Annotated in this window: 24 protein-coding genes; 10 read left to right on the top strand and 14 right to left on the bottom strand. The window is 59.0% G+C overall.

Annotation, left to right across the window (positions count from 1 at the left end):
* Window positions 1-226: 226 nt before the first annotated feature.
* The 9 genes from QQL78_RS20890 to QQL78_RS20850 form a co-directional block, all read right to left on the bottom strand.
* Complete coding sequence (locus tag QQL78_RS20890; protein ID WP_274836299.1) at window positions 227-802, bottom strand: putative antibiotic biosynthesis monooxygenase; 576 nt, start codon at window positions 800-802, stop codon at window positions 227-229.
* A 200-nt stretch (window positions 803-1,002) separates the two neighbouring features.
* On the bottom strand, window positions 1,003-2,853 hold the full coding sequence (locus QQL78_RS20885; RefSeq protein WP_076626056.1) for a TRAP transporter permease: 1,851 nt from the start codon (window positions 2,851-2,853) through the stop codon (window positions 1,003-1,005).
* Window positions 2,854-3,073: 220 nt separating this feature from the next.
* The gene (locus QQL78_RS20880) at window positions 3,074-4,063 is read right to left on the bottom strand and encodes a TAXI family TRAP transporter solute-binding subunit (RefSeq protein WP_076626055.1); all 990 of its coding nucleotides are present in this window, start codon (window positions 4,061-4,063) and stop codon (window positions 3,074-3,076) included.
* Between the two features lie 310 nt (window positions 4,064-4,373).
* The gene (locus tag QQL78_RS20875; protein WP_244462834.1) at window positions 4,374-4,901 is read right to left on the bottom strand and encodes a MarR family winged helix-turn-helix transcriptional regulator; all 528 of its coding nucleotides are present in this window, start codon (window positions 4,899-4,901) and stop codon (window positions 4,374-4,376) included.
* Window positions 4,902-5,322: 421 nt separating this feature from the next.
* The gene (locus QQL78_RS20870) at window positions 5,323-6,357 is read right to left on the bottom strand and encodes a 2-hydroxyacid dehydrogenase (protein ID WP_099249693.1); all 1,035 of its coding nucleotides are present in this window, start codon (window positions 6,355-6,357) and stop codon (window positions 5,323-5,325) included.
* The gene (locus tag QQL78_RS20865) at window positions 6,357-8,126 is read right to left on the bottom strand and encodes a thiamine pyrophosphate-binding protein (protein ID WP_099249695.1); all 1,770 of its coding nucleotides are present in this window, start codon (window positions 8,124-8,126) and stop codon (window positions 6,357-6,359) included. The genes QQL78_RS20870 and QQL78_RS20865 overlap by 1 nt, the downstream gene beginning before the upstream one ends.
* A 130-nt stretch (window positions 8,127-8,256) precedes the next feature.
* Window positions 8,257-9,108 carry a carboxylating nicotinate-nucleotide diphosphorylase gene (nadC, locus tag QQL78_RS20860; RefSeq protein ID WP_099249697.1) on the bottom strand — a complete coding sequence of 284 codons (852 nt, stop codon included), beginning with the start codon at window positions 9,106-9,108 and terminating at the stop codon, window positions 8,257-8,259.
* A 126-nt stretch (window positions 9,109-9,234) separates the two neighbouring features.
* Window positions 9,235-10,713, bottom strand: a complete 1,479-nt coding sequence (locus QQL78_RS20855; RefSeq protein ID WP_099249700.1) for an aldehyde dehydrogenase family protein — start codon at window positions 10,711-10,713, stop codon at window positions 9,235-9,237.
* Window positions 10,714-10,769: 56 nt separating this feature from the next.
* Window positions 10,770-11,528, bottom strand: a complete 759-nt coding sequence (locus tag QQL78_RS20850) for an IclR family transcriptional regulator domain-containing protein (RefSeq protein WP_179949502.1) — start codon at window positions 11,526-11,528, stop codon at window positions 10,770-10,772.
* A 105-nt stretch (window positions 11,529-11,633) separates the two neighbouring features.
* On the opposite strand from QQL78_RS20850, the gene QQL78_RS20845 reads away from it, so the two are divergent.
* Genes QQL78_RS20845 through pcaF form a run of 3 tightly spaced genes read left to right on the top strand, consistent with a single transcriptional unit; the run spans window position 11,634 to window position 14,244 of the window.
* Window positions 11,634-12,353, top strand: a complete 720-nt coding sequence (locus QQL78_RS20845; RefSeq protein WP_076626054.1) for a 3-oxoacid CoA-transferase subunit A — start codon at window positions 11,634-11,636, stop codon at window positions 12,351-12,353.
* A gap of 17 nt (window positions 12,354-12,370) precedes the next feature.
* A complete protein-coding gene (locus QQL78_RS20840; protein ID WP_008335453.1) occupies window positions 12,371-13,048 on the top strand; it encodes a 3-oxoacid CoA-transferase subunit B in 678 nt (225 codons plus the stop codon).
* Window positions 13,045-14,244, top strand: a complete 1,200-nt coding sequence (gene pcaF, locus QQL78_RS20835) for a 3-oxoadipyl-CoA thiolase (RefSeq protein ID WP_076626053.1) — start codon at window positions 13,045-13,047, stop codon at window positions 14,242-14,244. The genes QQL78_RS20840 and pcaF overlap by 4 nt, the downstream gene beginning before the upstream one ends.
* A 5-nt stretch (window positions 14,245-14,249) precedes the next feature.
* On the opposite strand, the gene QQL78_RS20830 is transcribed toward pcaF, so the two are convergent.
* Window positions 14,250-15,167 carry a LysR substrate-binding domain-containing protein gene (locus tag QQL78_RS20830; RefSeq protein ID WP_158524502.1) on the bottom strand — a complete coding sequence of 306 codons (918 nt, stop codon included), beginning with the start codon at window positions 15,165-15,167 and terminating at the stop codon, window positions 14,250-14,252.
* A 75-nt stretch (window positions 15,168-15,242) separates the two neighbouring features.
* Between QQL78_RS20830 and pcaD the strand changes: the two genes are divergently transcribed.
* From pcaD to QQL78_RS20805, 5 genes are all read left to right on the top strand, one after another.
* Complete coding sequence (pcaD, locus tag QQL78_RS20825) at window positions 15,243-16,025, top strand: 3-oxoadipate enol-lactonase (RefSeq protein WP_076626052.1); 783 nt, start codon at window positions 15,243-15,245, stop codon at window positions 16,023-16,025.
* Window positions 16,022-16,402, top strand: coding sequence for a 4-carboxymuconolactone decarboxylase (pcaC, locus tag QQL78_RS20820; protein WP_076626051.1), 381 nt, complete (start codon window positions 16,022-16,024; stop codon window positions 16,400-16,402). The genes pcaD and pcaC overlap by 4 nt, the downstream gene beginning before the upstream one ends.
* Window positions 16,402-17,130: a protocatechuate 3,4-dioxygenase subunit beta gene (pcaH, locus tag QQL78_RS20815; protein ID WP_076626050.1), complete on the top strand. Its 729-nt coding sequence runs from the start codon at window positions 16,402-16,404 to the stop codon at window positions 17,128-17,130. Before pcaC ends, pcaH begins: the two co-directional genes overlap by 1 nt.
* 1 nt (window position 17,131) lies before the next feature.
* Window positions 17,132-17,737, top strand: coding sequence for a protocatechuate 3,4-dioxygenase subunit alpha (gene pcaG / locus QQL78_RS20810; RefSeq protein WP_076626049.1), 606 nt, complete (start codon window positions 17,132-17,134; stop codon window positions 17,735-17,737).
* A gap of 70 nt (window positions 17,738-17,807) precedes the next feature.
* Window positions 17,808-18,872, top strand: coding sequence for a 3-carboxy-cis,cis-muconate cycloisomerase (locus QQL78_RS20805; RefSeq protein ID WP_076626048.1), 1,065 nt, complete (start codon window positions 17,808-17,810; stop codon window positions 18,870-18,872).
* Window positions 18,873-18,999: 127 nt separating this feature from the next.
* Here the strand turns inward: QQL78_RS20805 and QQL78_RS20800 are convergent, their stop codons facing one another.
* Together QQL78_RS20800 and QQL78_RS20795 are read right to left on the bottom strand one after the other, a co-directional pair.
* Entirely contained in the window at window positions 19,000-19,659 is a 660-nt protein-coding gene (locus QQL78_RS20800) for an HAD family hydrolase (RefSeq protein ID WP_188678887.1), read from the bottom strand.
* A gap of 358 nt (window positions 19,660-20,017) precedes the next feature.
* Window positions 20,018-20,620, bottom strand: a complete 603-nt coding sequence (locus tag QQL78_RS20795; protein ID WP_274836300.1) for a superoxide dismutase — start codon at window positions 20,618-20,620, stop codon at window positions 20,018-20,020.
* A 68-nt stretch (window positions 20,621-20,688) separates the two neighbouring features.
* Here QQL78_RS20795 and QQL78_RS20790 point away from each other — a divergent pair, with 68 nt between their 5' ends.
* Window positions 20,689-21,384 (top strand): helix-turn-helix transcriptional regulator, encoded by a 696-nt coding sequence (locus QQL78_RS20790; protein ID WP_284376746.1) that lies wholly within the window; start codon window positions 20,689-20,691, stop codon window positions 21,382-21,384.
* A gap of 14 nt (window positions 21,385-21,398) precedes the next feature.
* On the opposite strand, the gene QQL78_RS20785 is transcribed toward QQL78_RS20790, so the two are convergent.
* Together QQL78_RS20785 and QQL78_RS20780 are read right to left on the bottom strand one after the other, a co-directional pair.
* Window positions 21,399-22,595, bottom strand: coding sequence for a multidrug effflux MFS transporter (locus tag QQL78_RS20785; protein WP_274836302.1), 1,197 nt, complete (start codon window positions 22,593-22,595; stop codon window positions 21,399-21,401).
* Between the two features lie 128 nt (window positions 22,596-22,723).
* Window positions 22,724-23,170 (bottom strand): winged helix-turn-helix transcriptional regulator, encoded by a 447-nt coding sequence (locus QQL78_RS20780; protein ID WP_076626044.1) that lies wholly within the window; start codon window positions 23,168-23,170, stop codon window positions 22,724-22,726.
* Between the two features lie 94 nt (window positions 23,171-23,264).
* Here QQL78_RS20780 and QQL78_RS20775 point away from each other — a divergent pair, with 94 nt between their 5' ends.
* On the top strand, window positions 23,265-23,960 hold the full coding sequence (locus tag QQL78_RS20775; protein ID WP_274836303.1) for an NAD(P)H-binding protein: 696 nt from the start codon (window positions 23,265-23,267) through the stop codon (window positions 23,958-23,960).
* The last annotated feature ends 87 nt before the right edge of the window (window positions 23,961-24,047 follow it).

Here is a 24,047-nt window from a genome sequence, read left to right as displayed (position 1 = left end):
TGTCAACGTAGCCTGCCACTTTTTTTGCCCGCGTTGTAGGTATCGACCTAACTTGTTGTCCGAAATAGCGGGTTCTGAACTAGATCAAGCTGACGAGATCGCAAAACCGAGATACTTTCGCGCAATTGTGGTCCGGAACCTCCCCGACAGCGGCTTGCCGGGCCCGTCACTGAGGTGTCATGGCGGCCAGCCTGTGCATGAGTCCCGGCAAGCGCACCATCTCGCTTCACCGTGTGAGCCATGGACGCAATCTCTTGCCCAGAAACGGCGCAACGTAGACACCGTTCACCCCGGTGAGCACCAGCGCAACAAGGAACAAAGACACCGGACCTGGAAGGTTTTGCGTGAGCGGTTGCAGCGCGTAGTAGATAAGGATCAGCAGGGGATAGACACCCAACATGCTGGCGACCCAGGCCTTCCAGTAGCGCGGCGCGGCTGGCGGTTTCGGGTCCGTATCGTTGGCCGACACCTGGTGTCCTTCCGCCACCAAAGCAAAGCTCAGTCTCTCTTCGAGGTCACGGGCCAATGCGGCTATTTCGTCTCGGAGCGACTCGGATATTTCTTCCCCACGCAGGGTAAGCAAAAAGGTGAACTCCTCAGAGCTAGTCTGGTTCTGCACCGACACTGGCCTGTCAGGTCGGCAGCAATCTAGGTGATCGGGAACGAAATCGTTGATCGCCTTCGCGACGACCGCGGCCTGTACAAGGGGCGCTCTGATTGAAACCGACAGCTCGGAGATCGCGTCGGCGCCAATACTAAGCTGTTTTGGCCCAAGTTCTTCCGGCCCCCGTGTTTCATTCATTTTCTGAACCTCGACATACTTTGCGCCGGTTGCGAAATGATCAGTTCCCACCTACGGAAGTGGCCGCCTGTGTTCGGTGTCATAGGCCGACCGGCCCGGACCAACCTTAAAAATTGGCCCAGACCAAATGCCGCCTCTGGGTTGAATCCCTCGATGACCAGACTGCACTTCAATAGGGGCAACCTGCTGAGGCGCCACAGCTAGGCACTGTCGACGTGGGCGCTTTCTGTCGTGAAAGCGATCTGCCGGATTAGCATTGCGACAATCACCAAAATACAGATCGCGGATACCGCCAAATATGGGCTTACGGCGCCAATCGCAGCGATGGGAAGTACGCCCCTTTCGATTGCAGTGAGTTGCGTCTTGACCAAGCCTTCCAGAGAGGCTGCGACCGCGAGGGCTCCGGCAAACGCACCCACGACGGCCAAGGTGTTTGCCAGGGGGCCAAGTTCTAGGAGGATACCCGGGTTCCACACGAAGGCGAAGGGCAGCAGGAAGCCGACGACGGCTAGCCGGACTGCAGAGAACGCGATCTTGAAGGGGTCTTCGTCGGCAATCGCTGAGGCCGCGATTGCAGCCACAGCAATCGGTGGCGTCAGTGCCGAGAGAATCGCGTAGTAGAGCAGAAACATCTGGCTCGGCAACGTCGGGAAACCGAGCTTTGCCAGCGCCGGTCCGACCAGCACGGCTGCCAGGATATACGCACTGGGCGTTGGCATCCCGAGACCGAGAACAATCGTGACGACCGCGGCGATAACGAGTGTCAGCAGTGGTTGCATGTTGCTGACAGTCAAAATGACGTTCGCGGATTTCATTCCAAGGCCGGTCATCGACAAGCCGCCAATCACAAGACCGGCCGCGGCACAAGCGCCGGCGACTGGCAGAATCTGGAGCGTAGTCGCCCCCAGCCCTTCCACCAACTGCCACAGTGACAGCCGTGTGTCTTTCAGCATCATCGCGGACAGGATGGTTACCAGAACTCCGACACCGGCTGTGAAGGTCGGGGAATACCCCAGAATGAGGGCGACGATGATGCCGATGATCGGCAGCAGGAAAACCCATCCGGTCCTGAATGTTTCCTTTGCTGAAGGTATTTCGTCTGCAGAGGGTCGAAGGTTGTGCTTGACTGACCGGAAGTGAACCTGAGCGAAGACACCCGTGTAGTATAGAAGCGCCGGCACCAGAGCGGCGAGCACGATGGCGTTGTAGGAAATGCCGGAATACTCGGCCATGATGAAGGCTGCTGACCCCATGATCGGAGGCATCGCGCTTCCGCCAGACGACGCCGCGACTTCCACCGCCCCCGCGAACCGTGCCCGATAGCCGAGTCGCTTCATGACAGGGATCGTGATCGACCCCGTTGCAACAACATCGGATGTTGGGCTCCCGGACATCGTGCCGTACAGGCCCGACGAAATGATCGCGATTTTGGCGGGGCCGCCGCGCGCATTGCCGGTCACAAGCGCTGCAAGGTTGAAAAAGAAGTCCCCTCCCCCGGCCTTGGCCAGGAATGTTCCAAACATCACGAACAGGAAAACATAGCTGGCAACGACCTGAAGCGGCACGCCAAAAAGTCCATCGGTGGTGAAAACCAGAATATCCAAGAGATAGCTGAACTCGCTGACGCGATGCCCGAATGGCGGCGGCAGAAGAGAGCCAAACAGATTATAAATCAGGAAGAGGGCGACAACGCCGGTCAGGCCTAGGCCGGTGGTCCGGCGGGTCGCTTCGATGGTCAGAAACAACAAGGCTGAGCCAAAGAAAAACTGATCGGTTGTGAATTCGTCGAGTAGACTGATCCGGTCCGCAATCGCTCCCGAGGTCACGTAGAAATACACCCCTGTGGCCAGGCTCAGCGCAGAGAGAACCCAATCATAGATCGGAATGCTGTCCGGCGCGCGCGAGGTCGCGCCGATCGCGAGGAAGAGAATCGTGAAAATGCCCGATACGAACAGAATGCCCTGAATGAGCGGATCGGAGATGATGAAGAGGTTCGAGTGGATTACCCAAACCGCGAATGCCGCCGCCAGAACCATGACGATGGTTCTCATCGGCGAGCCTAAATTTCTACGACGACCGGTTTCTGTAAGCGAAGGAAAATTCATGTAGACCCCGTATAAGGCAGAGAAGAGAAAGAACCGCGATGTATGGGCCGCGCGATGACATGACGTGACATCTCACGTAGCCACCGCGGGGCATTGCTCTGTGCAGTCCATGAGTGGGCCGGCGCGTGTCGTTGCAGCGCGCGCCGGCCGGATCGCGGGATCGACCTTACTTGAGCAGACCCAGTTCCTTGTAGGCACGCTCCGCACCAGGATGGAACGGCAGCGTGGTCTGCGACGTCAGAAGTTCCGGTGTGAGCGCCTGCATCGCCTTATGCACGCCGCGGATCTCGTCGATATTGGACGCGATGCTCTTTGCGAGCATGTAGCCAGTTTCTTCCGGCAGTACATCGGAAGTGATTACCATCGCACCCAGTGCGAGCGTGACGACATCTTCGGTCTGGTTCTTGTAGCTGTCGGCTGGAATTGTGAACGTGCCGGTTCCGAAACGCTCGTTGGTCGCAGCGATGATGTTTTCGGGAACGCTGAGCAACACGACGTCATTGCCCTCGTCAACTTTACGGAACGACGAATGTCCGATGAAAATGCCGTTGATCACCATATCGGTGCGGCCGTCTGCAATCAGATCTGCTTGCTGTGACGAACCACCGCGGACAAGCACGCCGCCATTGGACTCGATCGTGGCTTCGTCGTAGCCCGCCTCTTCGAGCATGAAGGTCGTGATGTTGGCGACGATGTTCCCGGCATTGTTGTTCGCAACACGGATCGCCGCGCCGGACGTCGCGAGGTCGTCAATGCTGTCGATGCCATATTCTTCGGCAAGAGACTTCTTGATGAAGAAGTGCATCGGCGCCCAGTTGTACATGTAGCCGATGGCTTGAAGGTTCTCGATCGGCGCGTCAAACGGTTCGTCCCCTGCGAGGGCCAGCTTGATCTCGGCATCATGTGCCATCCCCAGGTCGGTCCGTTCACGGCCCAGAAGGCCGATGTTCGCAAAGCCACCCCCGGTGGCCTGATAGGTCACCACGCCGCTCGGGTCATCCGCCTTGACGGCACGGTCAATACCAGCGCCCAGAAGCGACCAAAGCCCCGAGGGATTGCCGCCTGAAAGGGTCACATTAACGCTTTCTGCGGAAGCAGCGCTCGCAAGAACCGCAAGGCCGATCGATGCGGCAACGGCTTTGATTGGAAATTTCATGTCTTCCTCCCTGTTTTCAGTAGACATCTAATATTAGATATCTATCTTTAATGCCAATAGTCTATCCACTCGCACCCGTCAACCCTGATTGAAGTCGAGATTATTGTTCAGCGAAAGCCACTCAGGTCATAGTTCCTGACGCGGAACACGCCGAAGCCGTGTGTCCGGCGTAGGTGCTTTGTCGTGACGCACTATCAACCCGTGGAGCCCCGGAGCAGCAGGCCTCAAACCCCCGCCCCCATAGGCTCTCTATGTCCGCCACCGCCATTGAATGGCCCGCGCCGGACCCTCGGCACGCATGGCTCGCGATTCAGTTTTCTGTGTTGCCCTTGGTCGGGGGAACACGGACCCCTCTGGCGGCCGCATCCTGTTCGTCATTTTCGAGGTTCCGGATCATCACGGCAAGTGCGTGTCGCAAGTCTTCCTGAGCTTTCTTGGACAGTCCCGCCATCGCTGCATCGTTCACTTCGAGCGCCAGAGGTTCGAGAACGTCGCGCAGCTCCAAGCCCTTCCGCGTCAGAAACGCGTGCTGGCGCCGTTTGTTGCCCTCGACGTTGCGTCGCTCTATGAAACCCAATTCTTCCATTTTGATGAGCGCGGTGTGGGCGGTGGGTTCGGTGAGATGCGCCCGGTCGCTCAGTTCGCGTTGCGACAACCCGTCTTCCTGCCAGAGGATGCGCAGGAAAATCCACTGACCGAACGTAACATTTTCCGTTTGCAGGCGAAGTTGAAGAGCCCGGTTGAAACCGCGGGCCGCCAATCGCACCAGTCGGGCCAAGCGCTCGTCGGGGCGGACAGGCACATGGCTTGATTGCTTTTCTTTCATCGCATCGCTCACGGCCTGTCTCCACACATGGTTTTTATCCAAACAGCGCGCCCGCCCGGACTTGATAGCTAGGAACTCCAGAGTTCTGCCGCACGCCTTTGGCGGCGGCACAACCCTAGCGTGGCGCGCGCAACATAGGTGCCGAGCCTTGGTGCAAAGTCAAGACATGGAAGACGGGGTGCCTATCGTTGGGCCCGAGTATGGACTTTCTTCCGGGGTGGTTTTGCCCCTGTGTCGGGATTGTGCGCCGGTTGCTTTCCAGAACGCGACCATCATGCGCCGACACCTGCCTTGCACCACTGTGCCGCACAGCGCCGGGCAACCGTTGTGTAACGCCTCCGGCAAACCCGGCGCGGTTCACGGCCATTCAATAGGTGCAAGGAACATAGGCTCTGCAGTTCAGCTGTGCACACCGTTCGCGCGGAGGGGCTGGTCAGTTCAGATCGTTCAACTTTTGTCGCCAGCGTTCCACCACATCGGGGTTCCTGACATATGTCGGCAGATCACCTTTCATGATGCGTGTTGCGTTTTCGACGAGGACGTCGGGCATGACCGTGTAGAGATCAATGGTGTGGCCCAGGATATGCGGGGTGAGGATCACCCGGTCGAGGCCGCGCAGCGGGTGGTCGGCGGGCAGCGGTTCGGTTTCCGTCACGTCCAGCCCCGCACCAGCCAGGTGCCCTGCGGTCATCACCCGCACCAGCGCATCCTCGTCAATGAGACCCCCGCGCGAGGTGTTGATCAGAACCGCATCCGGCTTCATCATGCGCAGTTCAGCCTCGCCAATCATGCCCCGTGTCTGCGCGTTCAACGGCACATGCAGGCTCACCACATCACACGTGGTCAGCAGCGCGTCGCGCTCCACCAACCGTACGCCCGTAGGCGCGGTATCCGGTGTCAGGAACGGATCGTGCACCAGGATCTGTGCCGGCTCGAACGCCAGCAGTCGCTCGATCACCCCGGCCCCGATCCGGCCAGACCCGATCAGGCCGATCGTCCGGCCCCGCACCATCCGCGCATACATCTGCTGCGGCCGGCCCGCATTTTCGCGTAGCAGGCGTTCGGATTCATGCAGCCGGTACAGCAGCACCAGCATCAGCATCACTGTCGCCTCTGACATCGCCAGAAAGTTCTCGGGCGTTGCACCATTGGCCACGATCAGACCACGCGCGGCACAGGCCTCCAGATCGACCGCATCCACCCCGATCGTCGGAAAGACCAGCGCCCGCAGCCGTGGCGAGGCATCCAGATCCGCCTCGCTCAGCCGCGACCGCGAGCTGGCCACGATGATATCAACGTCCGACAGCAGCGCCTGCCGTTGCTCTCCCGTCAGCCGCAGCGGAACACCCGGGGTGATCTGGGGGCCGCGAACGACCTCCCAGCCTTCGGCCCGCAGCCGATCCGTTGCGGTGTCCAACACCTCTTCCAGCACAGGATCCTGCGCAATATAGATCTTCGGGGTCATCATCAGTCGCTCCGCGTCAGGCCAGCGACCATGTTGGGGTTATACCCCGGCTGGACACGTGCATCGATCACTACGCTCTTGCCCGCGCGCACCATCTCGACGCCCTGTTTGATCGCCTCGACCAGCTCGCCCGCGGTAAAGACCGGGCCGATCCCTTCGCAGCCCTGCGCCCGCGCAACTCCGGCAATGTCGATATCCGGATCACCGATACGCTGGCCGATCCACTTGTTCTCGACCGGGCGGTTGCGGGCCACGGCCACGCGTTCCTGGTGCACCTCGTCATTGTAGAACGAGCGATTGTTCGACACCACCGCCAGGAACGGAGTGCCATAATGCGCCGCCGTCCAAAATGCCGAGGCCGCCATCATGAAGTCGCCGTCCCCAAGAACCGCAACAGGCAGCCGGTCGCTGTCTTTCAGCGCCAGCGCCGCCCCGATCAGCATCCCAGGACCCGAGCCGATCCCCGCGCCGCCATCCGAACCCAGGAAGTCCAGCGGATGACGGAAGTGCCACGCCTCGCCCGCCCAACCCAACGGCAAACGCACAAAGCTGGCACAGACACCTTCCAAACCTTCGCCAAGCGCCCCGGCCAGCGTCATGATATCAAGCTCAACATCTGCATCGGGGGCGTTCAGCGCGGGTTTGACCGGCAAATCACCGGGCATCTCGCCCGCCCCTACACCCAGGGCATCGGCAATCGCATGCATCGCAACATCCGGGCCACAGGCCAGGTGCAGATCCAGCGCAGGCAGCGCCTGATGCTCCATCCCCCAGCCATTGTGCAGCTGATAATCCAGCGACGCCTGGATCACCTGCGCCGTCACTTCGCCCGCCAGTTTCAGCGTACCCGCGACATCCAGCCAGTCCAGGCTCAGGATCACATCGGCCTCGCGCAGCACCGCGCCCGCCGCGTCGTCGATGAAGAAGGCTGGTTTACCCCGATGCTGCGGGTGATCCGTCGGGAAAGACGCCCCGATCCGGATATCCGTCAGAACCTTCGCCCCCAGCCCCTCGACAAAGGCCACACGCCGCGCCCAATCCGCCGGATCGCGCGACACCCGCCCCGCCAGCACCACAGGCGCCTTGGCGTTCTTCAGCAGGTCCGCCGCACGTGCCACGCCTTCGGCCGAAGGAGCCGCAGGCAAAGGCGGCTGGTAACGCGCAAAATCCGGCAGCGCCGGGGCCTGCGCGTGCTGCTTTTCCTGGATCGACACATCAAAGTTCACATAGGTCGGCCCTTTCGGCTCGCTCCGCGCAATCACATCCGCCCGCAACATCGATTCCAGCGCCGCCTCCATCGAGCCAGGCTGATCGTCCCATTTCACATAATTCCGGATCATCGACGCCTGGTCACGGCAGGTATGCAGCCAGTCAATCCAAGGACGCCGCAGCGCCGCATCAACCGGCCCCGTCGCACCATAGATCAGCACAGGAACCCGATCACACCATGCGTTGAAGATCGCCATCGTCCCGTGCATCAGACCCACATTGCTGTGCAGGATCACCGCCAATGGCTCCCCCGTCACTTTCGCATAGCCATGCGCAATCGCAACCGCATGCTCTTCGTGCAGACACAACAGCATCTGCGGATCTTCATTACCAAGGTGGTTCACAAGGCTGTCGTGCAAACCTCGAAAGCTCGACCCAGGGTTCAGCGCAACATACTTCACCCCCAAACCTCGCAACATATCCGCAAATACATCGCTACCCCAAACTCCCAAACTATCCGACGATACTGGGCGCTCAACCGGCAATGGAATTCCTTCACTCATATCTTCAGACCTCTCTTTACGATGTGTTGGTGCGGCAACCCCATTTGGAAAGGCGCACCAAATAAGATTTCGTTGTCCGCCGAAAGGACGGGAATTGTTCAGCACTGACAGTCTGGAGTGGTTCAGAGGATCAGAAATCCAAACCGAAATCGACGGTTCCCGCCGAATGGGTCAAAGCACCGGAGGAAATATAATCCACATTTACCGATGCGATTTCGCGCAAACGGCCAAGGGTCACATTCCCGCTGGCTTCTGTCTTCGCCCGCCCGTCAATGCGCTTTACGGCTTCGGCCATGTCTTCGGTCGACATATTGTCAAACATGATGACATCTGCGCCCCCGGTCTGAAGCACCTCGTCCAACTGATGCAAACCGTCGATCTCGATCTCAACCACGACCATGTGACCCACATTTCGCTGAACGGCTTCCAGCACCTGTTTGATGCCACCAGCCGCTGCGATATGGTTGTCCTTGATCAGGATTGCATCGGACAGGGAAAACCGGTGATTGTGGCCGCCGCCATGCAAAATCGCGAGTTTCTCGACAAGCTTCAGCCCCGGTGTGGTTTTGCGCGTACAGGTGATACGTGTCTTGGTACCCGCAAGTTCCTGCACATAGGACGCTGTCAAAGTTGCCGTCCCGGACAACCGCCCGGCAAAGTTCAGGGCAACACGCTCTGCGGCAAGGATCGACGCCGCCGATCCCTCTATACGCATCAAGGTATCGCCCGTTTTGCAGGCCGTACCATCCGCGACAACAGTCTCGACAATAAGATCGGGATCAATCAGCCGAAACGCCAGAGAGGCCACCTGCATCCCAGAAACAACCGCGTCCTGCCGTGCACGCATTTGCGCCTTGTAGCGCGTGCCTTCAGGCAGAACGGAACGGGTTGTCACGTCGCCTGCTGCACCCAGGTCCTCCACAATGGCGTTCCGAACCATAGGTTCGAGGATGATATCGGGGACGTTCGCAACATTGCTCATTATTTTTCAGATCCTTGTCGGTTTGCAGAAGGGGCAGGAAGGGATGGTCTCATCCCGGCCAAAGCAATCAATAAAGAAAAAGCTTTTGGATCCCAGACCCCGTTCGCACATTACCTACGCACCGGGTCACTGACCCGACAGATTGATATGCACATTCTTTTCATGGGTGAAGGAAATCAGCTCGCCAATACCTTCTTCGCGCCCGATACCCGATTGTTTGACCCCGCCGAACGGGGCACCAAGGAAATGCCGGCCAACTTCGTTAACCCAAACAAACCCGGCCTCGACGCGTGCAGCCGTACGATGAGCCGTCACCAAGTCCCGAGTCCAAATTGCGCAGGTCAGCCCAAGCTCAAGTGCATTGACCTCGTTCAGCATGGAATCTTCGTCCGACCATTTGCGAACCGCAAGAACTGGCCCGAAAATCTCTTCACGGGCGATACGCATCTGCGGCGTTACATCCGCAAAAATCGTCGGCGCGATGAAGCTTCCCTGTGCCAGCGCACCTTCGGTCACCGCATGGCCGCCGGTTACGGCACGCGCGCCTTCGCTCATGGCGGATTCGATGAAGTCCATGATCCGATCGAACTGTGTCCGGCTGACGATCGCCCCCATCGTGGTCTCCGGCTCTGTCGGAATGCCTGGCTTGTACCGTTCGACAGCCGCTTTGAGATGCGAGATGACCGCATCGTGGATGTCTACATGCAAGAAAGCGCGGCTCGTCGATCCGCAAGATTGCCCGCACCAGCCGAAATTCATGCCGCCGACGATCGCATCGGCGATCATCTTCGGATCGCTGTCCGGATAGGCGATCAGCGCGTTCTTGCCGCCGAGTTCGAGCAGCACTGGTTTGACGGTGTCGCTCGCGCTGCGCATCACCGCCCGGCCCGCGGGTACGGAGCCGATGAGTGTGACCTTGGCGACGTCGGGATGTTCGGCCAGCCCAGCTCCTGCCTCGACGCCGCCCGGCAGAACATTGAACGTGCCTTTAGGCAGCAGGCCATCGATGAGCTCCGCCAGCCGCAGCGAAGACAACGGAGCCTGAACCGGCGGCTTGATGATGACGGCATTGCCTGCGGCCAGAGGCGCTGCCATCTTTCCGCCGCAGAACATGAACGGGTGATTAAAGGCAAGAATCCGTGCAACCACGCCCATCGGCTGGCGTAGGGTCATGTTGATGCGCTCTGGTCCCATAGGGATCGTATCGCCCTTCATTTCGGTCACAAGACCGGCGAAAAACTCCATCTGCGCTGCCGCAATCGCGGCGTCGCCGCGCATTTCAGTATAGGGGTTGCCACAGTTTGCAGCGTCCATCATCGCCAGTTCATCGCCATGCTTTCGCAAGAGATTTGCGATTTCCTTCAGGATACGTGCGCGTTCCAGCGGCACAACATCCCGCCATACCTCGAACCCTTCTTTCGCTGCCGCAACCGCCGCATCGACATCGGCGCGACTTGCCGTCGCAACCGACCCGATCCGCTCGCCGGTTCCTGGGTTGAAAGTGTCTTCGTACTTTCCCTCTAGTGGCGGCACCCATGCGCCGCCGTAGTAGAGATGGGCTGGTTCTTGAAGAGAGAGCTTCGCGTCTAGTTTCAGATTTTCCATCTAAGGTATCCTCCCGGCTTGAGGTCCTAATAACTTAGACTTCTAAATAATGTCAATCAGAGAACCCGCCCGAGGGCCGATTGGACGCCAAGCAAGTGCGGCAAGTATGTTTCAATCGTCTGCTTCGGTGTCCAGCCGGCAGACGACAAACCGATATTGAGAGCAGCGACGGTCAAACCCTTGCGATCATTCAGCGGAACAGCGATTGACCGTAAGCCCGTTTCCACTTCCTGGTCCACAAACGCATATCCGTCCTCTCTCGCAGCATCGATCCGGCACAAGGTCAGAACTGGGTCGAGTATTGAGAACTTGGTCCGCGGGGTAAGGTCCGAGCGTCTGACAAGCAGGTCAGCCTCTTCGCGAGGCAGCGCAGCCAACAGAACCCTTCCCATCGAGGTGCAATGGGCGGGGAGTCGTGACCCAGGCATGAGCCCGATGGACATCACACGTTTCTGCGCCGCGCGCGCGATATACACGATCTCGGTCTCATCGAGCAGTGCCACGGAACAGCTTTGACCAATTTGCTCGGAGAGTTGGTCAAGCCAAGGTTGGACAATCTGCGAGAGCGGTAGGGAAGCAAGTGCGGCCACTCCGAGCCGTAGGATGCGCGGGGTAAGAGTAAAAAACTTACCGTCATAGTCGGCGTAACCTTCGCGGTGGAGCGTCAACAGTACGCGTCGCGTAGCAGCGCGATCCAAGCCACTGGCGACGGCAGCTTCGGATATCGAAAGACGCGGGGATGTGGGTCCGAAGGCTTCGATCACTTTCAGCCCCTTGGCGAGCGATGCGATGTAGTCGGTGGGATTGTTCAACATGCGAACGCTGATATACACATGTTGAAAAAAGATCAATATATGAACATTTTACTCGCTACGGCGGTAATCTAGGGATATTTCGAAGGGTATCTAAGGAGGATCCTGATGAACAAAACATCGCCCAGCCTCGCTGACGCGGTTGCGGATATCCCCGATGGCGTACAGGTTATGATCGGTGGCTTTGGAGGCTCCGGAGCCCCGATCGAACTGATCCACGCTTTAATCGACCGCTTTCGTGCCACCGGCAGCCCCAAGAATCTTACCGTGATAAACAATAACGCGGGAAACGGCGCGATCGGAATCGCCGCGATGATCAAAGCGGGGATGGTCAGGAAGATGATCTGCTCTTTCCCGCGCAGCTCCAACGCCGAGGCATTCAACGAAAAATACCTGGCAGGCGAAATCGAGCTCGAGTTGATCCCGCAGGGTACATTGGCCGAACGCATTCGCGCGCGCGGAGCAGGCATTCCCGCTTTTTATACGCCAACTTCTTTTGGTACCGAGCTTGCCGAAGGCAAGCCGACAGAGACGTTCGACGGCAAGATGTACGTGCAAGAGTTGTGGTTGAAGGCCGACTTCGCCCTGATCAAAGGCCATGATGGTGACGAGACCGGCAACCTTACCTATCGTTTGGCTGGCCGGAACTTCAATCCGTTGATGGCGATGGCTGCCGATCGCACGATTGCGCAGGTCTCCAACCTCCGCGCACCCGGCTCCATCGATCCTGAGGCGGTAGTTACCCCCGGAATCTTCGTCGACAAGATTGTCGAGGTTCCCGCGCCTCAACAAGAAGAAGTACTCGTGCGTAGGGGGGTGGTCTACTGATGTCCGGTTTCAATTTAATGGAAGACAAACTGACGAACGCGCAGATCGCGTGGCGTGCCGCTCAGGATATCGAAGATGGTTCCTATGTGAACCTCGGTATCGGATTTCCCGAGATGATCGCCAAGTTCCAGCCCGATGGCCGCGATGTAACCTATCATACCGAGAACGGCGTGCTGGGATTCGGAAAAGCCCCTGCGGAGGGACAGGAAGACTGGGATCTTATTAATGCGGGCAAAAAGGCGATTACATTGAAGCCCGGTGCATCCTTTTTCCATCATGCCGACAGCTTTTCGATGGTGCGCGGTGGCCACCTCGATCTGGCCGTTCTTGGCGCGTATCAGGTCGCCCAGAACGGCGATCTGGCGAACTGGCGCGTAGGCACCAAAGGCGTGCCGGCCGTGGGTGGAGCAATGGACCTTGTGCATGGGGCCAAGCGTGTGGCGGTTGTAACTGACCATGTAACCAAGGATGGCGGCCCGAAACTGGTCGAGGCCTGTACTTTCCCGCTGACAGGCGTCGGGTGCGTGACCCGCGTCTACACCTCTCTGGCCGTGATTGACATCGAAGATAGCAAATTCGTGCTTCGTGAAAAACTGCCGGGCATCACTTTGGACGCCTTGCAGGCGGTGACTGGCGCGACGTTGCACATTGTTGGCGAAGTTGCCGAACTCAATGTTCCCGAGGGAATCTCATGACTGACGTATACATATGCGACTACATCCGCACACCAATCGGCCGCTTTGGCGGTGCGCTTTCCTCCGTCCGCGCTGACGACCTTGCCGCGATTCCGCTTCGGGCCATTGCCGCGCGCAATCCGGGCCTCGACCTTGCCGCGATCGACGAGGTGATCTTCGGCTGCGCCAATCAGGCTGGCGAAGACAACCGCAACGTCGCCCGCATGGCGCTGCTTCTCGCAGGCTATCCCGAGACGGTGCCGGGTACGACGATGAACCGACTTTGCGGCTCGGGTATGGATGCGGTCATCACTGCAGCTCGGGCGATCAAATCCGGCGAGGCCGAGCTGCTTGTCGCCGGAGGGGTAGAGAGCATGTCGCGCGCGCCATTCGTGATGCCCAAGGCCACCTCCGCCTTCTCGCGGGCCAATGAGGTCCACGACACCACTATCGGCTGGCGTTTCGTTAACAAGCTGATGAAGGAACAATATGGCGTCGACAGCATGCCCGAGACGGCAGAGAATGTGGCCGAAGATTTTGGCATCTCGCGCCCCGATCAGGATGCCTTCGCCTTGCGCTCGCAGCAGAAAGCGGCCAAAGCCCAAGTCAATGGCCGTTTGGCCCAGGAGATCGTGCCGGTTACGATCCCGCAGCGCAAAGGTGATCCTCTGGTCATCGACACCGACGAGCATCCGCGTTCCACGACTACATACGAAGGCCTGAAAAAACTTCGGCCCTTCGTGAAAGCCGATGGCACTGTGACAGCGGGCAACGCCTCTGGCGTGAATGACGGGTCTGCCGCTTTGATCCTTTCGACGAAAGAAGCTGCCGAAAAGCATGGGCTTAAGCCGATCGCCAGAGTGCTCGGCGGGGCAACCGCCGGCGTGGCGCCGCGCATCATGGGCTTCGGCCCGGCTCCGGCCTCGAGAAAGCTTCTGGCGCGTCTTGGCCTGCGCCAAGAGGAGTTCGCAGTGATTGAGCTTAACGAAGCTTTCGCCTCGCAGGGCCTCGCCACGTTGCGTAATCTTGGGATTGCTGATGATGACGTGCGTGTGAACCCCAATGGCGGGGCAATCGCGTTGGGTCATCCGCTGGGCATGTCGGGTGCGCGGATTACTGGCACCGCGATGCTTGACCTCAAGCCTGGTGAGAAATCGCTATCCACCATGTGTATCGGTGTAGGACAGGGTATTGCTATTGCGCTAGAAGCCGTCTGACTGGCTCAACGACGGGCGCAATCCTCTTCAACCCGCCGGTGCAGAAGCCGCGCCAGCAGATCGGCATGGCTGTCTTCGTCGAACGTGAACTTGCGTGTCAGACCAACCGCCCCGGCCATGTAATCCGACTTTAGATCGAGCGCAGCAAGGCTGCCGCGCGCAATTTCCCGCGCCACGACGCCGCGCGAGATGAACCAGAGCATCTCAGAACCTTCGAGAAGCGTTTGCGCCGCCGGCAGGGCCACCGTCTCGAACACCGGTGTGAGATCGGATAACCCCATCGCGGCAAGGTATTGATCCACGCTCTGACGAATGATCGCACCGGGGTTGGGCAGGATGAGGGGATAGCGTAGCAGAGCGTCGGTCACCGGCAGATCCAGCGCTGGATGTCCGGCGCGCGCCACCAGCAAGATCGGCTCGTCATAGAGATACTCGAAAGACAGGCCTGCCATGTCGGCTGCCCGTGGCATGCGCCCGACCATAAGGTCAATCTTGCCGCCGCGCAGTCGTTCGAGCAGGTAGTGGTTCGGCCCAGTGATTATACCGATCCGCGCATCCGGGCGCGCCTGCGAGAATGCAAGAGCGACCGAGGGGAAGAACCCACCGGCCACGGTCGGCAGCAACCCAACCTTCACCAGCCCCGCCGCCACCTGCCCCGACAGGTCGCGCACCCCTGCCTCGAGGCTTTGCAGCGCGGCGCGGGCATGAGCACGAAAATTCTCACCTGCCGGGGTTAAGACGGCCCGCCGCCCTGTACGCTCGAAGAGATGCGCGCCAAGCAGCCCCTCCAGTTCCGAGATCGTTTTTGACAATGCCGGCTGCGACACGTTCCGTTGCCGCGCCGCAGCAGAGATTGTTCCGGCTTGAGCAACGGTCAGGAAAGCTTCGAGATGGCGCAGTTTCAGACCATTAGGTATATCCATTTGGTTATAGCTTTTGGCCAAGATCATATTTTTGTAAAGGGAAAAGTTATGCCAAATTATCGGCAGGAGGATACCATGCAGGCATTGAAACGCGATTGGGGCACCACGCATCTGCGCGCCACTGACGGCGAAGGTGTCGCGCTTGTCTTCATCAATTCGCTCGGCACAGACCTGCGGATGTGGGACGATGTCGTCGCGCTTCTACCCGCGGGCTGGTCGAACTTGCGCATGGACAAGCGCGGTCACGGGCTGAGCAGTACCGCGCCGCGGGGATATGGCATTCCAGAGCTGGCCGAGGACGTGCTGGCCGCGATGGACCATATCGGTCTCGCTCAGGCGGTGATCGTCGGTTGCTCCATCGGCGGCCTGATCGCGCAGCACATCGCGCTCATGGCGCCGGATAGGGTGATCGGCTTGGTGCTTTCGAATACCGCCCCAATGCTGGGAAATGCGGATAGCTGGCTGAGTCGGATCGAGGGTGTACGCACTAATGGCATGGCGGCAATGGCAGACGGCATCCTACAGCGGTGGTTCGGCCCCGATATGCTTGCGACTCTTGAAACCGATCTGTGGCGGGCGCTGCTCACCCGGACAGATACGGAAGGCTATATAGCCACTTGCGCGGCGATCGCCGGCACCGACATCACCGACCGCCTTCGCGAAATCACCCAGCCCGCGCTGGTGATCGGCGGCTATCACGATCAGGCGACGCCGCCGGACGTGGTCGAAAAGCTCGCCGCCGCCCTGCCCCGCTCCGATTTAGTCATGTTCGACCGCTCCGGCCATCTTCCTGCGGTAGAGCAGCCAAAGGTATTTGCCCACACCCTGATGAATTTCGTGGAAAGGATCATCCCATGACAGAGACGTTCGACAAAGGCATGCAAGTGCGCCGCGAGGTGCTGGGCGAGGCCCATGTGGACCGGGCAGAGGCAGGCAAGACCGAATTCGACTTGCCGTTTCAGTCGTTGATCACCGAAAGCGCATGGGGAACTGTTTGGGCGTCGGAGCGGATCACCCGACGCGAACGCTCGATGTTGACCCTCGCACTGCTGGCCGCGACAGGAAATTTCGAGGAAATTCCAATGCATATCCGGGCTACCGCCAATACCGGTGCCTCGAAAGCGGATGTCGCCGAGGCGCTGCAACACGTCGCGATCTATGCTGGCGTGCCGAAAGCCAACCACGCGCTAAAGCTGGCCAAGCAGACTTATGCGGAAATGGAGGAAAGTATCTAATGACTGACCATGGACCACTGATTCCGCGCAACCGCGCGATCCACCCCGAGCCCTATGATCCTGGCTACAAAACGAGCGTCGCGCGCTCGCCCTTCCTGCCGTTGCTTTCGATGGAGAGCACTCCCTCGGAAGAGACTGGTCCGAGATTCGGCCACACGAAGCTCGGCGCGCTCGACAACAACCTGATCTTGAACTGGACAAAGGGTGCTGCTCCCGCCGTGGGCGAACGCATCCTGGTGCATGGCCGCTTGCTGGACGAGATGAACCGCCCGATACCGAACGCGCTAATAGAGATCTGGCAGGCTAATGCGGGTGGGCGCTACCGGCACAAGAAAGACACCTATTTCGCACCGCTCGACCCAAATTTCGGCGGCTGCGGTCGGACCATCACGGATGAAAACGGATACTACGAATTCTTGACCATTCGTCCAGGGGCTTACCCCTGGCCTAACCGTGCCAATGACTGGCGTCCGATGCACATCCACTTTTCGATATTTGGCCACAGCTTCGGCCAAAGGTTAATCTCGCAGATGTATTTCGAGGGCGATCCGCTCATCAATCACTGCCCGATCGCCGCGACCATCAAGGATCGCAGCCAGCTCGACCGGCTGGTCGCGCCGCTCGATTTCTCGAAATCGCGCCCACTCGATTTTCTCGCCTATAAATTTGACATTGTTTTGCGGGGTCGCCGTCAGACCATGTTTGAAAACAAGCTGGAGGGCATGTGAAATGGTTCAGAAACTTGAAACACTGATCGAAAGCGCCTCGCAAACGGCGGGTCCTTATGTCCATATCGGCCTGATGCCTACCTATGCGGGAAACGCAGGATACTATGACGAAGAGATTGGCACCACGCCTTTTCTGGATGAAAGCAAGGCCAAGGGTGAGATCGTTGAGATCGTTGGCTCCGTATTTGACGGCACCGGCTGGGCGATGCGAGATGCGTTGATCGAGAGCTGGCAATGCGATGCTGGGGGCGTGTTTCCGGGCGATAAAAGCGCCGATCCGGCCTTTACAGGCCATTGCCGCTTTGCGGCCGACGCGGAAAGCGGCGAGTTTACCTTGCGCACAGTCAAACCTGGCTCTTACCAGGGGCGCGGTGGAGTCGAGAGCGCGCCTCATATTTCCCTTTGGGTCGTCGCACGTGGGATTAACGTAGGTCTCAATACCCGGATCTATTTCGAAGACGAGGACAACGCCAATGACCCGTTGCTGATCCGAATCGAACAGCGACCACGGGTGAATACCCTGATCGCCAAGAAAACCGGCGACGGCAAGTACCGCTTCGACATTCGACTACAGGGCGAGGGCGAGACGGTTTTCCTCGACATCTGACCAGATCGGGAAAAGCGGCATCATATAGATTGGTCATCCCGCGCTTTCGGCGCACCATAAGGAGCTCGCTATGAGCGCTTCAGTGTTTGAGAGTCCGTGGCTATCCGGTCTGTTCGGCGATGACGCTATGGCAGCGATCCTCTCTCCGGAACGGCATCTTCAGCACATGCTCGCCTTCGAGGCGGCATGGTCGCGGGCCTGTGGCCGGGCAGGACTGATTGACGCAACTCTGGCCGAGACAGCTGCACAAGCAATCGAAGTTGCCAAACCCGATCTAACCGATCTTACCAAAGGTACGGCGCAGGATGGTCTGCCGGTGCCGAGTCTGGTCAAACAGCTTAAGGCTATCGCACCTGAAGAAGCCGTCCACATGGGCGCTACTTCTCAGGATGTGGTCGACACCACGACAGTCCTGGTTCTGCGAGAGGCTTCATTGCTCATCACCAACAGATTGATTGAATTGGAGAAATTCCTCAAGGAGCTAGAAGAGCGGTTCGGGGATGAACCGTTAATGGGGCGCACAAGAATGCAGGCCGCCACGGTGATCAAGGTACGTGATCGGGTTCTACCCTGGCGCCTGCCTTTGGCCGAGCATCGGGTGCGGCTGGATCAAATCCGTCCCCGTATCGAGCGGGTACAGATTGGCGGGGCCTCCGGCGACCGCAAGGCTCTCCGAAATAAGGCGGATGAAGTTGTCGCCGATGTCGCCAACCAGCTCGATCTTGCGCCGACTAAAAAGGCCTGGCACACGATGCGTGACGGGATTGTGGAATATGCGTCTCTGCTTTCAATGATTTCTGGCACTCTAGGCAAGATTGGGCAGGACATCGCCCTCATGGCGCAGCAAGGCATCGGTGTGATCGCGATTTCAGGAGGTGGTACCTCGTCCGCCATGCCTCACAAGAACAACCCGATTGCTGCCGAGCTCTTGGTGACGTTGGCACGGTTCAATTCGGTACAGGTCTCGGCTATGCATCATGCCTTGATCCATGAACAGGAACGGTCGGGTGCAGCCTGGGCTTTGGAGTGGATGGTCCTCCCCCAAATGCTGATGGCAACCGCGAGGGGGTTGGGTGCATGCTGCTCGCTCAGTCAATCAATAACAAGAATTGGTGAAGCGGATACAAAAATTTAACAACTATCTTGTTTGATGGCCGTGTTCCTTCGCAGGTCACAAACTTTGTTTGTTCCGATGGAGATTTGCAGCCGGGTATACGTCGTCCGGTCCATGCGAAGCTGGTTGCCGTCTATGGATTGACCACTCAAAGCCCCAACAGTTTCGGCAGGTCAGCCATATCGGTTAGCCGTCGCGCACCGAAGACGTTCTCTGGATTCAAAGCTGTCTTCGGGAGGTAGGCAAAACAGGTCATCGCAGCGTTGGAGGCCGCCTCGAATCCGCTCATGCTATCTTCGACTACCACGCAATCCTCTGGCGCAACGCCATTCATTTCGGCCGCATGCAAAAACACATCGGGCGCGGGTTTGCTGGCGCCGACATCATAAGCCGAAAACATATTTCCTTCGAACCAGGGAAGCAGCCCCGACCGTTCCAGTGTGACACGCATCTTTGCCAGAAGCCCATTTGAGGCTACGCAGAGCGGAATGCCAGCCGACGAAATCAACGTCACCGCCTCACGGGCGCCCGGGATCGGCTCGACCTCTTTTCCGAGGGCTTCGAGAACTCTGTCGTAGAAGTCGTGTGGCCATTTCGCAGGAAGGCGCAATCCCCTTTCGCTCACATAACGTTCGACATCATGTCTGCTCTTGCCGACGAACAAGCCGTGGCATTCAACGAGTGACAAGCTTGCGCCAGTCGAAAGCAAATAAGCGTGCAGCACGCGATTGAAGGTCGGCTCGGAGTCTACGAGCACACCGTCACAGTCAAAAATCACGAGTTTCGGTGCGCGTCGCGAAATTGGCAAATCCAGTTCCCGTCCTCCTTGTTTGAGAATAATCGCCCAAACTGCTTGGACGATTTCATGCTATAAGCCGCGCTACACCCGGTGTCACCCACCTCCAAACGTTCTGCCATGCGCCGTCGCTAGGTCACTAATTGGTGACTCTCCTTCGCTTGAGCCGGCTGTCCCCAGGCCTTTTTTTGAGGAAGGCAACTGAAGGAGGCCCTACATAAGTCTGACGTGAGATCCGAGAAGAGTATTCACTTGGTCTTCTCTTGAGTTTGAGATCAAGAAATGGCCGATACGCATCGAATTGTCGAGCCGACTCGGAACGCAGAAAGCCTGTTTCAAACTGGGCCCCGACGCCGAGACCGACTCGCGTTCAGGCGAGGTTGGCTTCGGCAAATTCGTAATTCGCCAGGTTGTCGAGGAAGTTGGTCACATAGTCGGGCCGCCGGTTGCGGAAGTCGACGTAGTAGCTGTGTTCCCAGACATCGAGGCCCAGCAGCGTCGTGCCCTCTCCTGTAGCCAGCGGGTTCACGCCGTTCGGTGTTTTGGTGACGGCCAATGTGCCATCGGATTTCTGGATCAGCCATGCCCAGCCGGAGCCGAACTGACCGATGGCTGCGGTCTTGAAATCGGCCTTGAATTGCTCGACCGAACCGAAGGCATCGACAATCTTGCCTTCGAGTTTACCCGGGATGCCGCCACCCGCAGGCGAAAGTGCGTTCCAGAAATGAATGTGGTTCCAGTGTTGGCCCGCATTGTTGAACACGGGCGCACGATCGGCATCGCCATAGGTGAGCGCGATGATTTCTTCCAGTGTCTTGCCTTGCAGGTCGGCGTTCGCGTCCACAAAGCCGTTGAGCGCGGTTACGTAGGCCTGATGGTGCTTGTCGTGATGCAATTCCAACGTTTCCTGGCTCATCCCCCGCGCGGCAAGGGCTGCGTGGTCGTAGGTTAGGGCGGGCAATTCAAAGGCCATCATGTCTCTCCTTATCGGGTCCGGCTTGCGTCATGGGACGTGAGCGGGTAATTAAACAAGTGAAGACTTTGAAAAACAATCCGGCCAATATGTCAAGCGATCACTTGGAAAAATACCCGGATGCACCACGTGCGCCATCGGAACGCATCCTGATGACCCTGAAGATGCAGGGCGCGTTGACCTCGTCGCAAATCGGCGAACGGCTTGGGATCACCGGTGAGGGCGCGCGCCAGCAGCTCATGAAGCTCTCGAATGACGGGCTGGTCCGCGAAGAGCGGCGCAGTGCGAGCCGAGGCCGTCCATCGACCTACTGGCACCTGTCCAAAAAGGGGCAGGCACGGTTTCCGAATACCCACGCCGGGCTAACCGTTGAAATCCTGAGCAGCATTCAGGATGAGTTGGGTGCGGAGGCCCTGGATCGGGTTATCTCGGCCAGAGAGACCAGGACACGGGCACAATACGAAGCCGCGATGGTGGGATGCGGCAGCCTGAAGGAGCGCGTCGCCAGACTGGCTGAACTGCGCTCTGACGAAGGCTATATGGCGAGTTTCGAGGATGCCGGTGACGGGACGTTCCTATTTGTCGAAAACCACTGTCCGATCTGCGCTGCCGCGCGTTTCTGTCAAGGTTTCTGCCGGTCCGAACAGGCGGTCTTTGAGCAGGTTCTGGGCCCTGGTACCGCCATCGAGAGGGTCGAGCATATCGTGAGTGGTGGCCGCCGTTGCACCTACCGGATCGGGAAGGCGGCCGCAGGCGCAGCCTGACCGGCGCCGACACCCTATTCAGCGGGGATCTGCGCCTCCTTTCGAGGTACAGAAAGCATCGCCAGAGCAAAAGCGATCACGGAACAGGCTGCGATGGCCACGATCATCGGAATGGGCGTGCCGTCAAAGAATGCGCCCGCGATCCCGATCATGACCGTCGCCGTCATGAATTGCAGCGCACCCATCAGCGCCGACGCCGTTCCGGCTTTTTCTCCATGATCTTCCAGAGCGAGCACCGCCGTGCCCGGCACGACGAGACCCAGAAACGCATAGCCGCATAGAAGCAGGATAATCATCACCGGCAGCGTCGCGATCCCGGCCAGCTCCGTGATCAGCAGCAGCAGCATGACAGCCACATTCGCCGCCGTCGCAAACCGGATCATCGGCCCCAGCCCGAAGCGTCGGCTCAGATACCCGTTGAGTTGGGCGACGCCGATAAACCCTGCGGCGTTGATCGAAAAGGCGAGGCTGTATTGCGTCGGGCTCAGTCCATAGTACTCGATCAGGATGAAGGACGAGTTCGCCACATAGGCCATGAAGCTGGCCAACCCGAATGCGCCAACAAAGACGATGCCGAGAAACCTCGGTTCGCGCAGAAGGCTTGCGTAGTCCCGGAGCGAGCGTGCAAGGCTGCTGTCGCCGCGCTGTTCGGGGGGGCGGGTTTCCTTGAGCGCGGTGGTCAGAAGCACAAGCGCCGCGATGGCCGCCGCCGCCATCGACCAGAAGATCGTGCGCCAACCACCTGCGGCGAGCGCAGCGCTTCCCGCCAGCGGAGCGAGGACCGGCGCAATACTGACCACCAGCATTAGCGTGGCCATGAGCTGCGCGGCCTGAGGGCCGGTATAGAGATCTCGAATGACGGCACGCGCGATCACCATTCCCGCTGCTGCGCCCAGCCCCTGAAGCGCACGCGCGGCGATCAGCCATTGAATGTCCGGGGCCAGCGCGGAACCGACCGCCCCCAGCAGATAGAGTGTCAGACCGATGAATAGCGGCAGCCTGCGGCCGAACATGTCCGAAAGCGGGCCATAGATGAGCTGAGCCAGTGACATGGAGACAAAGAACGAAAGAAGGCTTAGCTGAACGGTCGCCGTGTCGGTGTCAAAGACATCCTCGATGACTGGAAGCGCGGGCAGATACATGTTGATCGCCAGCGGGCCGACCGCAGTCAGCAGGCCCAGGACGAGGGCTGTGAGATAGAAACTGCGCATGAAAGGAACCTTTCCAAGGCGGCCCATTCGTTTGGGCCGATCGACATATGTGTTGACCCGAGGACTGGCTCATCCGGCGTGTCGACCGTGACAAACCTGACAGGTCAATGAAGGCAGGGGCCCGGACCCTAGGAAACCAGGGGCATATCCTCTCCCTTATGGTCAAACGCCTCACGCGCCTGGCGGATCTGGTCATGGCTTCGGTCGGCCCAGACAATCAGCCCGGCCAGAGGTTCGAGCGCGGACCGGCCAAGATCCGTCAGACGATAATCGACCATCGGCGGTGTCGTCGGGTAGACGGTCCGCTCAACCAGCCCATCGCGCTGCAGCGAGCGCAGCGTCTGGGTCAGCATCCTCTTGGAGATGTCACCGACAACCCTGTTCAATGCGCTGAACCTCTTTGGCTCACGAGCGAGCAGCGTCAGGATCAGAACCGACCATTTGTCTCCGATACGGTCCAGCACATCGCGGACCGGACAACTTGCCGTATCAATGCCGCCTTCCGGACTGGTCTCGAAATGCTTGATGAGGTCACCGAGCACATCAGCAGGGTTACTTTGGTGTTCCCTGGTCATTTGCAACTGCCTTCTTCCAATGCTGAGCAATAGTAGGTAACTGAAAGAGACCATACCTCATATGTATACCAGACTCAAAGTAAAGGACATGTTCATGGCGGATCAGACGGCAAAATACCTCGTCACAGGTGCATCGGGCCAACTCGGCGCGCTTGTCGTTGCCGAACTGGTCGGCAAGGTTCCGGCCAAGAACGTCGTGGCCCTTGTGCGCAGACCCGACGCGGCTGCCGCTCTGGAAGCGCACGGCGTTGAAGTGCGCATCGGCGACTACGACGACCGCGCATCGCTCGAGCAGGCCTTTCAGGGCATCGACCGGCTGCTCCTGATCTCTGCTTCCGAAATGGGCAGACGTGCCGAGCAACACAAGAATGCGGTTGATGCCGCTGTGGCGGCCGGTGTTGGCTTTCTTGCCTATACCTCGGTTCTCAGGGCGGAGACGAACGGCATCGGACTTGCCGCCGACCATCGCGAAACCGAAGCGGCGATCAAGGCCTCCGGCCTGCCTCACGCCTTCCTGCGCCATGGCTGGTATACCGAGAACCAGACGGCTTCGATCCCGCCCGCGCTCGAACATGGGGCCTATCTCGGCGCGGCTGGCGACGGGCTGTTCTCTAGCGCGACCCGTCAGGACTATGCAGAAGGCGACGTTGCCGTTTTGGCCGCCGATACCATTCAGTCCGGGGCGATCTACGAGTTGGCCGGGGACGAAAGCTACACGATGGCCGAGTTTGTCGCGGTGATCTCTGCGGCGGCCGGAAAGCCCGTCGCCTATGTTGTCGTAGTACCCTAATAAAAGAGAAATTACCGCTTCTGGCCTATTTTGGCGATTTCTGTGCCTCTATTTAGGATATGTCCACAGGTTTCGGCGACCTTCGGA

This window comes from Sulfitobacter pacificus (assembly GCF_030159975.1).
GTDB lineage: Bacteria > Pseudomonadota > Alphaproteobacteria > Rhodobacterales > Rhodobacteraceae > Sulfitobacter > Sulfitobacter pacificus.
The sequence above is the reverse complement of the archived record's forward strand: the minus strand, read 5'-3'. Positions and strand labels throughout refer to the sequence as shown.

What these genes read in the sequence shown, in the direction of transcription:
- QQL78_RS20890 (WP_274836299.1), bottom strand. Translation starts at nt 802, where the DNA reads ATGAATGAAACACGGGGGCCGGAAGAACTTGGGCCAAAACAGCTTAGT.
- QQL78_RS20885 (WP_076626056.1), bottom strand. Translation starts at nt 2,853, where the DNA reads ATGAGAACCATCGTCATGGTTCTGGCGGCGGCATTCGCGGTTTGGGTA.
- QQL78_RS20880 (WP_076626055.1), bottom strand. Translation starts at nt 4,063, where the DNA reads ATGAAATTTCCAATCAAAGCCGTTGCCGCATCGATCGGCCTTGCGGTT.
- QQL78_RS20870 (WP_099249693.1), bottom strand. Translation starts at nt 6,357, where the DNA reads ATGATGACCCCGAAGATCTATATTGCGCAGGATCCTGTGCTGGAAGAG.
- QQL78_RS20865 (WP_099249695.1), bottom strand. Translation starts at nt 8,126, where the DNA reads ATGAGTGAAGGAATTCCATTGCCGGTTGAGCGCCCAGTATCGTCGGAT.
- nadC (WP_099249697.1), bottom strand. Translation starts at nt 9,108, where the DNA reads ATGAGCAATGTTGCGAACGTCCCCGATATCATCCTCGAACCTATGGTT.
- QQL78_RS20855 (WP_099249700.1), bottom strand. Translation starts at nt 10,713, where the DNA reads ATGGAAAATCTGAAACTAGACGCGAAGCTCTCTCTTCAAGAACCAGCC.
- QQL78_RS20850 (WP_179949502.1), bottom strand. Translation starts at nt 11,528, where the DNA reads ATGTTGAACAATCCCACCGACTACATCGCATCGCTCGCCAAGGGGCTG.
- QQL78_RS20845 (WP_076626054.1), top strand. Translation starts at nt 11,634, where the DNA reads ATGAACAAAACATCGCCCAGCCTCGCTGACGCGGTTGCGGATATCCCC.
- QQL78_RS20840 (WP_008335453.1), top strand. Translation starts at nt 12,371, where the DNA reads ATGGAAGACAAACTGACGAACGCGCAGATCGCGTGGCGTGCCGCTCAG.
- pcaF (WP_076626053.1), top strand. Translation starts at nt 13,045, where the DNA reads ATGACTGACGTATACATATGCGACTACATCCGCACACCAATCGGCCGC.
- QQL78_RS20830 (WP_158524502.1), bottom strand. Translation starts at nt 15,167, where the DNA reads ATGGATATACCTAATGGTCTGAAACTGCGCCATCTCGAAGCTTTCCTG.
- pcaD (WP_076626052.1), top strand. Translation starts at nt 15,243, where the DNA reads ATGCAGGCATTGAAACGCGATTGGGGCACCACGCATCTGCGCGCCACT.
- pcaC (WP_076626051.1), top strand. Translation starts at nt 16,022, where the DNA reads ATGACAGAGACGTTCGACAAAGGCATGCAAGTGCGCCGCGAGGTGCTG.
- pcaH (WP_076626050.1), top strand. Translation starts at nt 16,402, where the DNA reads ATGACTGACCATGGACCACTGATTCCGCGCAACCGCGCGATCCACCCC.
- pcaG (WP_076626049.1), top strand. Translation starts at nt 17,132, where the DNA reads ATGGTTCAGAAACTTGAAACACTGATCGAAAGCGCCTCGCAAACGGCG.
- QQL78_RS20805 (WP_076626048.1), top strand. Translation starts at nt 17,808, where the DNA reads ATGAGCGCTTCAGTGTTTGAGAGTCCGTGGCTATCCGGTCTGTTCGGC.
- QQL78_RS20795 (WP_274836300.1), bottom strand. Translation starts at nt 20,620, where the DNA reads ATGGCCTTTGAATTGCCCGCCCTAACCTACGACCACGCAGCCCTTGCC.
- QQL78_RS20785 (WP_274836302.1), bottom strand. Translation starts at nt 22,595, where the DNA reads ATGCGCAGTTTCTATCTCACAGCCCTCGTCCTGGGCCTGCTGACTGCG.
- QQL78_RS20780 (WP_076626044.1), bottom strand. Translation starts at nt 23,170, where the DNA reads ATGACCAGGGAACACCAAAGTAACCCTGCTGATGTGCTCGGTGACCTC.
- QQL78_RS20775 (WP_274836303.1), top strand. Translation starts at nt 23,265, where the DNA reads ATGGCGGATCAGACGGCAAAATACCTCGTCACAGGTGCATCGGGCCAA.